8 protein-coding genes are annotated in these 13,083 nt (G+C 68.2%); 2 read left to right on the top strand and 6 right to left on the bottom strand.

Annotated features, from left to right (window positions below):
* Positions 1 to 48 precede the first annotated feature (48 nt).
* Together AC5P5M_RS04535 and waaA are read right to left on the bottom strand one after the other, a co-directional pair.
* Positions 49 to 1,248, bottom strand: a complete 1,200-nt coding sequence (locus AC5P5M_RS04535; protein WP_495205604.1) for an amino acid transporter — start codon at positions 1,246 to 1,248, stop codon at positions 49 to 51.
* Between the two features lie 214 nt (positions 1,249 to 1,462).
* Positions 1,463 to 2,761: a lipid IV(A) 3-deoxy-D-manno-octulosonic acid transferase gene (gene waaA / locus AC5P5M_RS04540; protein WP_111186158.1), complete on the bottom strand. Its 1,299-nt coding sequence runs from the start codon at positions 2,759 to 2,761 to the stop codon at positions 1,463 to 1,465.
* 60 nt (positions 2,762 to 2,821) lie between these two features.
* On the opposite strand from waaA, the gene AC5P5M_RS04545 reads away from it, so the two are divergent.
* Complete coding sequence (locus AC5P5M_RS04545) at positions 2,822 to 3,739, top strand: LpxL/LpxP family Kdo(2)-lipid IV(A) lauroyl/palmitoleoyl acyltransferase (RefSeq protein WP_053517401.1); 918 nt, start codon at positions 2,822 to 2,824, stop codon at positions 3,737 to 3,739.
* A 27-nt stretch (positions 3,740 to 3,766) separates the two neighbouring features.
* Here the strand turns inward: AC5P5M_RS04545 and AC5P5M_RS04550 are convergent, their stop codons facing one another.
* From AC5P5M_RS04550 to AC5P5M_RS04565, 4 genes are all read right to left on the bottom strand, one after another.
* Complete coding sequence (locus tag AC5P5M_RS04550; protein ID WP_495205605.1) at positions 3,767 to 5,110, bottom strand: O-antigen ligase family protein; 1,344 nt, start codon at positions 5,108 to 5,110, stop codon at positions 3,767 to 3,769.
* Complete coding sequence (locus AC5P5M_RS04555; RefSeq protein WP_065181722.1) at positions 5,091 to 6,206, bottom strand: glycosyltransferase; 1,116 nt, start codon at positions 6,204 to 6,206, stop codon at positions 5,091 to 5,093. The genes AC5P5M_RS04550 and AC5P5M_RS04555 overlap by 20 nt, the downstream gene beginning before the upstream one ends.
* Before the next feature lie 13 nt (positions 6,207 to 6,219).
* Positions 6,220 to 6,417: a zinc-finger domain-containing protein gene (locus AC5P5M_RS04560; RefSeq protein WP_053517405.1), complete on the bottom strand. Its 198-nt coding sequence runs from the start codon at positions 6,415 to 6,417 to the stop codon at positions 6,220 to 6,222.
* A 120-nt stretch (positions 6,418 to 6,537) separates the two neighbouring features.
* Complete coding sequence (locus tag AC5P5M_RS04565; RefSeq protein WP_495205606.1) at positions 6,538 to 9,279, bottom strand: TonB-dependent receptor plug domain-containing protein; 2,742 nt, start codon at positions 9,277 to 9,279, stop codon at positions 6,538 to 6,540.
* 459 nt (positions 9,280 to 9,738) lie between these two features.
* Between AC5P5M_RS04565 and AC5P5M_RS04570 the strand changes: the two genes are divergently transcribed.
* A complete protein-coding gene (locus AC5P5M_RS04570; RefSeq protein ID WP_495205607.1) occupies positions 9,739 to 13,083 on the top strand; it encodes a GH92 family glycosyl hydrolase in 3,345 nt (1,114 codons plus the stop codon).

Genomic DNA, 13,083 nt, shown 5'->3' on the forward strand with positions numbered 1-13,083 from the left:
AAGCCACCCGACCGGGTGGCTTTTCTGTTTGTGCCGCGGCGATGAGATCTAGCGCAGGAGCGGCAGCAGGCACAACGCTGCTGCCGCCATGCCCAGCACGGCGTCGGCAGGCGAGCGCGTCACCTCGCTGCGCCGCTGGAGTCCCCCCAGGCACAAGGCGGCCACCACCAGCAGTCCCACCTGCCCCGGCATCGTCGGCAAGACGCCGGCCGGCAGCCACAGCGCCAGCAGGGTCGCCAACAGGATGATCGCCACGGTCGCCACGCACGCCGCCGGTGGGTCACCCTCGTTTCCAAGCGGCCACAGCGGCAGCGCCAGCCGCGTCGCCAGCATCAGCAGCACCAGCTGCAGCGCTGCCAACCCTGCATAGCCTGCCAGCGGCAGCCACGGCAACATCCAGGACAACTGGGGATGGCTTCGCAGCGCAACCGTCAAGGGCCGGCTGCTGGCCAGCGCTGGATAGTCGACCAGGCCCGCCTGCAGTGCGGCCAGTGCGATCAGCATCAGCGTCGCCGCGACGAGCACCATGAGCATCGTCAGTGGGCGTCGCGCCAGCCCGCCAACAGGCACCCCGGGAACGCCCAGTGCCAGGCCAGCGCTGGCAAAGATGCCCAGCAGCGGCACAGCCGCAGCGAGCACGCCTCCCAGGCCGAAGCGATACGGTGCAGTGGCGGGGGGAACCCATGGGATCCAGTGCGCGTAGTGCACATACCGGGCCGCCAGCGCCAGCAGCAGCACGCCGATGCCGATCTTCACGGTCAACAGCGCGCACACCAGCAGCACCGTCCGCGCCGGTCGCATCAGCGCGGTGGCTCCCAACAGCAGCAGGCCTGCAGCGGCTGTCACCTGCACCGGCAGCGTACCGGCGCTGGATGCGCTCGCCGCCGCCAGTGCCGCATGCAGATGGCCAGCCCCGGACTGCGCCGCACCCGCCAGCGTCGCCGTGCACTCCAGCAACAACGCCAGGCACAGTACGCGGGCAATCGACCGCCCCCAGCCGGCCACCAGCAGGCCATGCAGGCCATGCAGGCCATCGGCCATATCCGCCTGCGTCACCACCCTGTACAGGCGTGCCAGCACCAGCGCCGCACCGAGGGCTGCGAGCAGCAGACTGAGCACGACGGCCGGCCCCGCCTGCGCCGCCGTGTACTGACCGACCCGTGCGATGACACTGCCACCGAGCAGCAACGTCATCAGGATCACGCCCAGATGATCCATTCCAAGCCGATGGCCATCGCTGCCGCTCATCTCAAGCTCCCTTGATGCCGTCCAAGCACGGTCGACATCAGGCTGGCAGCCTGTGTTGGCAATCGATAGTCAATTTGCATCTGCATGCCGCGAGGTGTGATCCGAGGCACGTTGCGGCGTCGGCAATCGGTCCTGCGGCGACAGAACGATGGCCGTCAAGCAGGCTTAATCCAGTTGATCGCGACAGTACGGCGGCGAGCGCGCCGCGTGCGGCTCAGCCGCGGGGCGGTGGCAGGTGCGGGGCCACCAGCGCCAGCGTCCGCTGCAGCGCGCCGCGCCCATTGCTGACCAGCGTGCATCCAGCGTGCGCCATGTCCTCGCGGGCCTGCGGATCCTCCAGCAGGTGCTGCAGCAGACCGCCGACCGCCTGCACGTCTTCGCCGATCAACAGCGCACCGGCCTCTCGCATGCGCCGCGAGATCTCCGAGAAATTGTGCAGGTGCGGACCGGTCACCGCGGCAGTGCCCATCGCCGCCGGCTCCAGCAGGTTGTGGCCACCGATCGGCTGCAGGCTGCCGCCGACGAAGGCGACCTGCGCACAGCCATAGAACGGCATCAGTTCACCGAGGGTGTCGATGATGAAGGCGTCGGTATCGGCGGACGGCCACTGCTGCGCACGGCGGGTCGCCACGTTCCAGCCCTGCTCGCGCGCCAGCGCCTCCACCTTCGGGAAGCGCTCGGGATGCCGGGGTGCCCACAGCAGCAGCAGGTCCGGATGGTGCTGGCGCAGGCGCCGGTGCAGTTCGATCACCGCCTGCTCTTCGCCATCATGGGTACTGGCCGCGATCCAGACCGGTCGCGTGTCCGGCACCCGTGCGTGGAACTGTTCGATGAAGGCCTGCACGTCCGGCGTGGCGATGTCGAATTTGAGGTTGCCCAGTGCCTGCACCTGGTCAGGCGCCGCCCCCAGCTGCACGAAGCGCTCTGCGTCGTCCTGCGACTGGGCTGCCACGCACGTCACCGTGCGCAGCGCGCGGCGGATCAGCGCGGCCAGCAGCCGGTAGCCACGCAGCGAGCGGGCCGACAGGCGGGCATTGAGGATGTAGACCGGAATGTCGCGGTCACGGCAGCCGAACAGCATGTTCGGCCACAGCTCGGTTTCCAGGATCAGCGCCAGGCTGGGCTGGAAGTGGCCGAGGAAACGGTTGACGCTGCCGGGCACGTCATACGGCAGGTAGACGTGGTCCAGCGCATCGCCCCACAGCGCGCGCACGCGCTCGGAGCCGGTGGGGGTGATGGTGGTGATGACCCAGCGGATATCCGGGCGCTGCTGGCGCAGGGCGTTGACCAGCGGCGCGGCGGCGTTGACCTCGCCCACCGAGACCGCATGCAGCCAGACCCGTGGCTGGCCGCTGGGCTGGGGATAGGAGGCGTAGCGCTCGTCCCAGCGGCGGAAATACTCACGGACCCGGAAGCCGCGCCAGACCAGGTGGTACACGGTGATCGGCAGCAGGATGTAGAGCACGACCGAATACAGGCCGCGCAGGATCCATTCGACAGGGTCTTTGCGCATGCGGCAAGGATACGGGACACCCCCGGGAAAGACACGCAGCCGGATTGCTAGAATGGCGCCATGTCCGATGCCTCCACTGCCGTCCGCCCGTCACTGCGCGATCCCCGCAACTGGCCGATGTTCGCCGCCATGTACGGTGCTTTCGCCATCGCCCGCCTGCCGTGGATGCTGCAGCGCGCCCTCGGTCGCGGGGTGGGGTCGATCGCCTGGCGCCTGGCCGGCAGCCGTCGCCGTGCAGCCGAGGTCAATCTCGCACTGTGTTTCCCGGAAAAGGACGATGCCTGGCGCAAGCGGTTGGTTCGCGACAGCTTCGATGCCCTGGGCGTGGGCGTGTTCGAGTGCATCCGTGCCTGGTGGGGCAGCATCGACAGCATCCGCCCGCAGGTGCAGATCGAAGGGCTGGAGCACCTGCGGCAGATGCAGGCCGAGGGTCGCGGCGTGCTGCTGGTGTCCGGGCACTTCATGACCCTGGAGATGTGCGGCCGCCTGCTGTGCGACTACGTCGACCTGTCCGGCATGTACCGCAAACACAAGAATCCGGTGTACGAGTGGGCGGTGAAGTTCGGCCGCCTGCGCTATGCCAAGGCGATGTTCGCCAACGAGGACATCCGCGCCACCGTGCGCCACCTGAAGAAGGGCGGCTTCCTCTGGTACGCCCCCGACCAGGACATGCGTGGCAAGGACACCGTGTTCGTTCCATTCTTCGGCCACACCGCCGCCACCATCACCGCCACCCACCAGCTGGCGCGGATGACCGGTTGCGCGGTCATTCCGTACTTCCACCGCCGCGAAGGCGGGAAGTACTTCCTGAAGATCGGCGCGCCGCTGGAGAACTTCCCGAGCGAGGATGTGGAAGCCGATACCGCGCGCGTCAACCAGGCGATCGAGGAGATGGTGCGCGAAGCCCCTGACCAGTACCTGTGGATCCATCGCCGCTTCAAGCGCCAGCCCGGCGGGCGCAGCGACTTCTACAAGTAGACCCAGGCACGCCTCGATCCGCCCGGATTACCTGCCCGTTTCCATCGCGCGTGGTGGGTCATCCGCGTCATGCGCCAGCAGGCTGCCGGCGAACAGCGCCGCCAGCAGCACGGTCAGCCCACCCCAGAACGCAGAGTAGAACGCCAGGTGGGTGTTGAGCGGGAACACGGTGACCGCCAGCGCCAGCATCGCCGGCCGCGCCCGCTCGCGGGCCGCGGTCGGTGCGAAGCGCCACGCCCGCCAGGCCTGTGCCACGGCGGCCAGCCACAACAGCAGGCCCAGCGCGCCGGTCTCGGCCAGGATCTCCAGCACGATCTGGTGCGCGTGCAGGGCCGGTTCCGCGCCCCACACCGCGGTTCCCTCCCCTGCGACGCAGGCGGGATACGCATCGCGGAAGCCACGCGCGCCGACACCGTTGATCGGATGTGCTTCGATCATGCACGCCGCTGCGCTCCAGATTCGCGCACGCCCGGACAACGCCTGGTCGACGCCCGTCTCGTCCCCATCCCAGGCCATCGTCGTGCGCAGCACGCGCTCACGCAGCTGCGGCACACTGGCAACCAGGACCCCGGCCCCCAGGACCCCGACCATCGCCAACAGCGCCAGCCGCTTCCAGCCGAACTGGCGCATGCCGCTGTAGGCCAGCACGAGCGCGAAGGTGATCCACGAGGCGCGTGAGCCGGCCAGCAGCAACACACTGCCGAGGGCTGCAGCGGCCAGCAGCCAGCCGGCAGCACCGAAGCGGCGCGCCAGCGGCAGCAGCAGGAACGGCGACAGGCTGGCCAGCACCTGGCCGAATTTCAGGTTGCACGGGCCCAGTACGCCACTGAGCCGGTCGGCCAACGCCGCTTCATCGGCCGGGCACAGCGCACGCCCGCTGATTGCCAGTTTGAGCTGCTCCAGCGACCAGAACCATGGGCTGGTGCCGGCCACCGCCTGTACCAGCGCATCCAGCGTCCAGGCGCCGGTGATCACCGCCAGTCCACCCAGGGTGAGTCTGCGCCGCTCCGGCGTGGCCACTGCGATCGCTACCAGCCACATGAAGGGCAGGTAGCGCAGGCCTCCTGCCGCCTTGGTCCACGAGGCCGACGGGTCGATCGCATCGAATGCGGAAAATGCCTGCGGCAACCAGTAGCCGAGGAACAGGATCGAGGTCAGCGCCCAGGCCGCCGGGCTCAGCAGATGCGGCCGGCGCTGCAGGCGGCGGATGACCATGCGCACTGCGGCATAGATTGCACCCAGGCCCAGGACGGTCTCGGCGATGCCTGGCAGCGGCCACAACGCCACGTAGGCAAGCACCCACAAGGGCGCCCAGCGCCCGGCGCGTTCATCGCGCAGGACCGCTGCGGTGTCAGCCTGCGAGGTCGGCATAGAGACGGAGGGTATCGCGCTGCATGGCCTGCAGGGTGAACGGGATACGGCCCGGCAACGATGGCGGCTGCGCCAGAAGGGCCAGCGCACGTTCACCCAGTGCCTGCGCATCTCCCAGCGGCACCGCACCGGTGGGCTGGAGCTGCTGCAGCAGTTCGCCCACCCCACCGTGGTTCCAGCCGAGCACCGGTCGGCCCACCGACAGTGCTTCCACCACGGTACGGCCGAAGGCTTCGGGCTTGTCGGACAGCTGCAGCACCAGATCGCTGGCGGCATAGGCCTGGGCAATGCGGGCGGTCGGCGTGCTGATGTGGACCGCGTCTGCGATGCCGAGCGTGGCGGCCTGGCGGCGCAGGTCGGCCACATAGGCTTCGCGCCCCGGCTCGTCGGTGCCCAGCATCCACAGCTGCGCCGGCACGCCGGCAGCGCGGACGTCGGCCAGCAGCTGCAGCGCGTGCGCGTGCCCCTTCAGGCGCGTGCCACGGCCCGGCAGCAGCAGCAGCGGCCCGTCCACCCCGGCCAGCCACGGGTAGTCCGCCACCAGCGACAGGCGCGGCCGGCGATCACCGCGCGCCACCCGCGGGAACTGACTGACATCGACACCACGCGGGATCACCCGCAGGTGGTCCTCCGGCACGGTCGGATAGTGGCGCTGCACGTATTCGCGCACGCTGTTGGAGACACAGATCACGCGCTCGCCGCTGGTCATCACCGCGCTGTAGCGGCTGGGCGAGTTCAGCCCGTGCACGGTGGTTACCCAGTGCGGCCGCTGCGCCTGCGGCATCGCCCGGATCGCATACAGCCCCAGCCACGCGGGCAGGCGCGAGCGGGCGTGCACGATATCGGCGCCGACCTCGGCGAACAGGCGACGCAGGGTCGGCAGATGACGCAGGGTCAGCAGCGACTTGCGGCCGATATCGAGGGTGAGATGCTCGGCACCGCTGGCCAGCAGCGGTTCAACGAGGCGGCCACCGGCAGACACCACCAGCGCGCGATGGCCGGCTGCCACCAGTGCCGACGCGATTTCCAGGGTCGAGCGCTCGACGCCGCCGGAGTGCAGCGCCGGCAGCAACTGCACCACGGTCAGTCGACGCATCGGTGAAGGCCGTTCAGTCAGCCAGTACGAACACGGAACCGCAGTACGGGCACTGCGCTTCACCGTTGGGTTCGTCTTCGATCGCCAGGTAGACCCGCGGATGCGAGTTCCACAGCGCCATCTCCGGGGTCGGGCAGCTCAGCGGCAGGTCGCTGCGGTGCACGGTGTAGCGCTTCTCGGCGTTGGCGGGCGCGGTGGCGGTATGGCTCATGGCGGATGTCGATGAACGGATTGCGAGGCCTGCGATTCTAGCACCTGGGGCGGCGACCCGGCCGCCCCTGTCCTTTCCTGGCCCCCGCCCCCTGACAGCCGGGACCTGCCAGCGCCCGGCCTACTGGAAGTCCAGCGACAGCTCCAGGAAGGCCGAGCGGCCATAGGCGTTGTAGATGCCCTGGTCGTAGTACGGCCAGTTGCCGTTGCTGCGGTCGATCGGCGGCATCTCGTCGGTCAGGTTGTTGACCGTCAGCAGCAGGCTGGCCAGGTCATTGATGCGGTAGCCGACCGTGGCGTTCCAGGTGGTCCATGGCCCGATGTTGCGCTGCTCGCCACGGCTGTCCCAGGTGGGCGCGTTGCGCACGCCGAACGCACTGGCGCTGAACGGCCCGCGCTTCCAGTTCACGCCCAGCGTGGCCCGGTACTGCAGTTCATTGGAATTGCCGCAGCACAACTGGTCGTAGACCGGGTCGCCTTCCTTGTCCTGGGTGGTGTGCTTGAGCGGGCGGTAGTAGCCCGCGTTGACCGTGAAATCTCCCACCGAGGAGGTACCCCAGCGATAGTCCAGCGCTGCCTGCACACCGGTCTGGCGTTGGCTGGCGATGTTGATCGGGTAGGAGAACACCTTGTCCACACCGTTGGGGTTGAGCGGATCGGTAGCCGGCTTGCGCTGCACCTGGCCCAGGACCTGCTGGCAGGTGGGCGAGGTGATGTCGAAGCGGGTCTGCCCGTTCTCCGATACGCCCAGCCGGCAGTTGGCCTCGGTGTCGAGGATGCTGTCGGTACCGAGGATGCGCACTTCGTTCTCGATCACCACCGAGTTGTAGTCCACCGACAACGTCAGCGCGTTGTCCAGTGTCGACCACACCGCACCATAGGTGAACGTGCGTGCAGTGATGTCCTTCAGATCGCGGTTGCCGGTACTGGAAGACAGCACCGCCAACCCGGACTGCTCGCAGTCATCGAAGTTGTCGGAGGTGTAACCGGCCTGCCGGCACTGGTAGAGGTCGGTGTTGGTGGTATAGCCGCTGCTCTCGCGGGAAAACAGGTAGAACATGTCCGGCGAACGGAACGCAGTGGCGTAGCTGCCACGCAGCAGCAGCGATTCGATCGGCCGGTACTCCAGGCCAAGCTTCCAGGTCGCCTTGCCGTTGCCGCCACCGCCCTGCAGGGCGTACTTGTCGTAGCGGCCGGACAGGTTGGCGCTGAAGGTATCGATGATCGGCACCTGCAGTTCCGCACCCAGCGCGTACAGATCCCGCTGGCCCTGCGCCGAGGTGCCGGCGGTCTGCCCGCGGAACAGCACACCGGCATCGGGATCGGCCGACTGGTTGAAGAATTTCTCGCGCTGGCCCTGGGCGATCAGCGCGAAACCGACGTCGCCGGCCGGCAGGGCAAACAGCGAACGATGGGTCAGCAGTGCCGTCACTGCTGTGCGCGACGCGCTGGATGCAGCACGGTTGAGGCCGCTGAAGCTGTCGTACTGGTCGCGGGTGATCGGCTGGTACAGGCGCGACAGGTCCGGGGCGTAGACCTCGTAGCCATCCTGCATGCCCAGCATCGGCCCCAGGTAGTAATCGTCCACGCCGTTCCGGGCGAGGAAGTCGGTGGATTTGCGGGTGACATCGGTGCTGGAACGGTTGACGTAGACGTCGTAGTCGAAGCTGCCCAGCACGCCACGCACGCCGGCGGTGACGTTCAGCGATCGCGTGTAGACGCGCTGGTCCTTGGCATCCAGGCCGACTTCCTCGGGCGCGTAGATGCGCTGCCACTGCTCGTACTGGCCGCTGGTGCGGTTGTAGAAGGTCTTGTTCCAGAACGGGCTGCCACCGCTGTAGGTCGGCCGGCTGAAGCCGAACAGGATGTCCGAGTACAACTCGGTACCCGGGCTGAGGTGATAACGCAGGAAGGTGGTCGCGTTGACGTCCTGGCTGGCGTTGTACAGCGACGCGGTGCCGACGTTGTCGGGGGTGCCGCAGTAGTAGCCACCGCCGGAAATGTCGCGGTGCGCGTACACGGTGCTGCCACCGAACAGATTCGACAGCGGCGCGCAGGTGGCCGCGCCCGGGTCGATGTAGGCGTTGGGCCCCTGGCGCATACGCAGGAAGCTGCGCGACGGATCCTGCGGCCCGGTCGGGTTGTCGCTGACGCTGTCGATGCGGCTGCGGTCGAAGGCGTAGATCGCCTTCTGGTTGATGTATTCCAGCCCGTAGCTGATATCGAGGTTGCCGAAGGTCTGTCCACTGCTGGCGCTGAAGCGCTGGCTGGAACCGCCGCCCTGGCTGTAACCACCGACGCGGTAGCGCAGATGGGTGCCTTCCACGCGGTCTTTCAGCACGATGTTGACTACGCCGGCCACGGCCGACGAGCCATACACCGAGGACTGGCCACCGGTGAGCACATCGATGCGTTCGACCATGCCCAGCGGGATGTTGGCAATGTCGGCGATGCTGGTGTTGCCGTTGTAGGCCAGCGGATAGCTGTTGATCGGCCGCCCGTTGATGAGGGTAAGGGTGTAGCTGGGGTCCAGACCGAACAGGCTGATGGTCTTGGCGCCCGGAGTGTAGAAGCCGGTTCCCTGGGAATCCTGCACCGACCCATTGGAGACCGGCAGCGAGCGCAGCGCATCGAACACCGTGGTGAAACCCTGCGCCTGGATCTGCTCGGCGGTGATGGTCGTCACCGGTGAGGGGCCCTCCACCTGCGCGCGCGGAATGAGCGACCCGGTCACCGTGACCGCATCCAGGTCGCGCGTACGCGGCGGATCGGCGCCCTCCCCTGCGTTGGAGGACTGGGCCTGCACGGCCAGCGGCGACAGCAGCAGCGAAGACATCAACAACGACAGCAACCTGGGTTTCATCAAGCGCTCTCCAGAGACGGATGACGGTCCTGCCGGTGGGGGACGGACGGGAGGGTCGTGGATGGACGGTGGTGACGGGCAGCAGCAGCAAGCGCAGGCCGCCCGCCCGGATCAGGGCATGCAGGGTGTTCCGGGACAGATGGAAGGGTTGGGATCGGGACGGGAAGGACGCCGCCTTCCCCGGGCCTGGACCCCGACCACTTTTAAATCGATCCAATCCCCTCTGTCAATAATTTGAAATGAAACGTTTTTCCCGGATTTGGATCGAACTAATTGCACTTGTCAGGGGGCAACGCACTGAGGCAGGATCGGGACCACTCCGACGACCCGATCGCATGGCCCGCCCCCACCGGACCGGCATCGCTCCTTTCCACCGCCCCTGGGCGGCGGGCGCGATGCTGGCCGTGGTACGTGCCGATGCGGGTCCTGCCTGCCGCCTGCCCTTCCGGGAGACCCTGCATGACCCTTTCCGATCCGCGCCGCGCCCTGCTTCCGCTCGCCCTGGCCCTGGCCTGCGCCACGCCCGCCCTGCCCGCAATGGCACAGGGCCTGCAGACCTCGTTCGAAGCAGGTGAGCCCGCACCGGCCAAGGCCGGCGGCGCGCTGCAGGTGCAGATCGGCACCGGTCCGGCGGCGCCGTATGCGGCCAAGCGCAACGCCGGCTACAGCGGCCTGCGCGCGCTGCACTACCAGGCCGACGGCGGCGCGGCGCGGCGCGACCTGTTCAGCACGGACCTGACCATCGACGCCGACACCACCCTGTCCTGGCTGGTGCTGCCGGAGATCGTCGACAAGGACACGGTGGCCTCCACCTACGTCTCGCTGGACCTGCGCCTGGACGATGGCAGCCGCGTATCGGCCAGCTCCGCGCGTGATCAGCACGGCATCGCCGTGGGCGCGCGTGCGCAGGGCGATTCGAAAACGCTGTACCCGCAGCAGTGGGCGCGCAAGGCGGTACGCCTGGGCGATGTGCCTGCGCTGCGCGGCCGCCGGGTGGTCGCCATCGAGCTGGAAGTGGCCAGCGCCGACGGTGCGCCGGTGTCCGGCTGGATCGATGACGTGCGCCTGGATGCGCAGCCGCGGCAGGTGCCGCAGCGGGTCTCGGACTGGGTGCTGACCACCCGCGGTACGCAGGCTAACGGCACGTTCTCGCGCGGCAACAATTTCCCGGCCACGGCGGTGCCGCACGGCTTCAACTTCTGGACCCCGGTGACCGATGCCGGTGCACTGAACTGGCTGTACCGCTGGAACGAGCAGAACGATGCGAACAACCGCCCGCAGCTGCAGGCGCTCGCGCTGAGTCACCAGCCCAGTCCCTGGATGGGCGACCGCCAGACCTTCCAGGTGATGCCATCGGCCAGCCGCGGTGTGCCCGAGGCCGACCGCAGCAAGCGGGCACTGTCCTTCGACCGCACGCACGAGAACGCGCGCCCCTACCGCTACGACGTGCGCTTCGACAACGGCATCGCCGCCTCCATCGCGCCGACGGACCACGCCGCGGTCTTCCGCTTCGATTTCCCTGCGGAAGGTGATGCCAACCTGCTGTTCGACAATGTGGACGCACGCGGCGGGCTGACACTGGATGCGGCCACCCAGACACTGTCCGGCTACACCGACACGCGCAGCGGCCTGTCCAACGGTGCCGGCCGCATGTTCGTGGTGGCCCGCTTCGACCGGCCCTGGCGCAGCAGCGGACGCATCGACAGCGGCCGCCCGACCGGCTACATCAAGTTCGATGCCGGCAGCGATCGCCGCGTCACCATGCGCATTGCCACCTCGCTGATCTCGCTCGAACAGGCGCGGCACAACCTTGCCCTGGAGATTTCCGCCACGGATACGCTGGAAAGCGTGGCCGGCCGCGCCCAGGATGCCTGGGATGCGCGCCTGGCCCGCTTCGATATCGGCGATGCCACGGACGACCAGAAAACCACGCTGTACTCCAGCCTCTACCGGTTGTACCTGTATCCCAACTCCGGCCACGAAAACGTCGGCAGCGCTGCCGCCCCCGAGTGGCGTTACGCCAACCAGGCCAGCGCCAGCGAGAACAACACCGATGGCAGTGACAATCGCACCTTCAGTGGCGTGCGCGATGGCCGGGTGTTCGTCAACAATGGCTTCTGGGATACGTTCCGCACGACGTGGCCGGCGTACGCACTGTTCACGCCGGAGGACGCCGGCCAGCTCGTGCAGGGTTTCATCGAGCAGTACCGCGCGGGCGGCTGGATCGCCCGCTGGTCATCGCCGGGCTACGCGGACCTGATGGTCGGCACCAGTTCCGACGTGGCCTTCGCCGACGCATGGCTGAAGGGCGTCGGCGGTTTCGATCCCGCCGAGGCCTATGCCGCGGCGCTGAAGAATGCCACCGTGGTACCGCCCGATCGCCATGTAGGGCGCAAGGGCATGGATCGCTCGACGTTCCGCGGCTATGCCAGTGCCGACGTGCATGAAGGCATGTCATGGACGATGGAAGGCGCGCTGAACGACTTCGGCATCGCCAACATGGCCGAGGCACTGGCCAAGCGCGCGACCACCGCCGCGCAGCGCGAGCGCTACAGCACCGAAGCCGACTACTTCCGCTACCGCGCTGCCAGCTACGCGACCCTGTTCGACCCTGCCGCCGGCTTCTTCCAGGGCCGCAAGGCCGACGGCAGCTGGCGCGTGGACGCCAAGGACTACGATCCGCGCGTGTGGGGCCACGACTACACCGAATCCAACGGCTGGACGTTCGCCTTCACCGCCGCGCACGATGGCGAGGGCCTGGCCGCGCTGTACGGTGGCCGCGACAGGCTGGCCGCCAAGCTCGATGCCTTCTTTGCCACGCCGGAGACCGCCGATGCCGCGTTTGCAGGCTCCTACGGTGGCATCATCCATGAGATGACCGAAGCGCGCGACGTGCGCATGGGCATGTACGCGCACAGCAACCAGCCGGCGCACCATATCCCGTGGATGTATCTGTACGCCGGGCAGCCCTGGAAGACCCAGCAGCACGTGCGCGAGATCCTGTCGCGGCTGTACGTGGGCAGCGAGATCGGCCAGGGCTATCCGGGCGATGAGGACAATGGCGAGACCTCCGCATGGTACGTGCTGGCTTCGCTGGGCCTGTATCCACTGCGGATGGGCGCGCCGGAATACGTGATCGGCTCCCCGGCATTCAGGCACGCCCGGGTGGAACTGCAGGGTGGCGCGGTGCTGACCGTCAACGCGCCGCAGAACTCCGCGGAGAACGTCTACGTCCAGTCGCTGAAGATCAACGGCACGCCATGGACCCGGACCTGGGTACCGCACGAGGTGATCGCCAAGGGCGCGACGCTGGACTTCGAGATGGGCCCGCAGCCTTCGCGCTGGGGCACAGGCGCCGACGACGTGCCCCGTTCGCTGACCGCACCGGGCCAGCGACCGCAGATGCTGCACGATCTGCTGCGCAGCAGCACGCGCGCTGCGCTGGCCGATGGCCGCGCCGTGCCCGCGCTGTTGGACGACGATGCGACCACGGCCGTTCCGCTGGGCGCGGGTGCCACCCTCATGCTGAGCGCCGTGGGTGATGGCGCGCCGACGATGTATACGCTGACCAGCGGCGAAGGGCCGATCCGGGGGGCTGGATGGACGCTGGAAGCCCGTAACGGCGACGGCCGCTGGACCACGCTGGACCAGCGGCGTGGCGAAGACTTCAGTGCTGCGCGGCAGACCCGTCCGTTCCGCATCGCCTCGCCCTCACGCTATGCCGAGTACCGCCTGCGCGTAACTGCGCCGGGACGCCTGCAGCTGGCTGAGATCGAACTGCTGTCCCCCTCCACTGTACGGTGA

The organism is Stenotrophomonas sp. YJH_SMC_106-19, from assembly GCF_059368375.1.

Coding starts and splice junctions, on each gene's coding strand:
- AC5P5M_RS04565 (WP_495205606.1), bottom strand. CDS start 9,279: ATGAAACCCAGGTTGCTGTCGTTGTTGATGTCTTCGCTGCTGCTGTCG.
- AC5P5M_RS04545 (WP_053517401.1), top strand. CDS start 2,822: ATGTCCGATGCCTCCACTGCCGTCCGCCCGTCACTGCGCGATCCCCGC.
- AC5P5M_RS04535 (WP_495205604.1), bottom strand. CDS start 1,248: ATGAGCGGCAGCGATGGCCATCGGCTTGGAATGGATCATCTGGGCGTG.
- AC5P5M_RS04560 (WP_053517405.1), bottom strand. CDS start 6,417: ATGAGCCATACCGCCACCGCGCCCGCCAACGCCGAGAAGCGCTACACC.
- AC5P5M_RS04555 (WP_065181722.1), bottom strand. CDS start 6,206: ATGCGTCGACTGACCGTGGTGCAGTTGCTGCCGGCGCTGCACTCCGGC.
- AC5P5M_RS04550 (WP_495205605.1), bottom strand. CDS start 5,110: ATGCCGACCTCGCAGGCTGACACCGCAGCGGTCCTGCGCGATGAACGC.
- AC5P5M_RS04570 (WP_495205607.1), top strand. CDS start 9,739: ATGACCCTTTCCGATCCGCGCCGCGCCCTGCTTCCGCTCGCCCTGGCC.
- waaA (WP_111186158.1), bottom strand. CDS start 2,761: ATGCGCAAAGACCCTGTCGAATGGATCCTGCGCGGCCTGTATTCGGTC.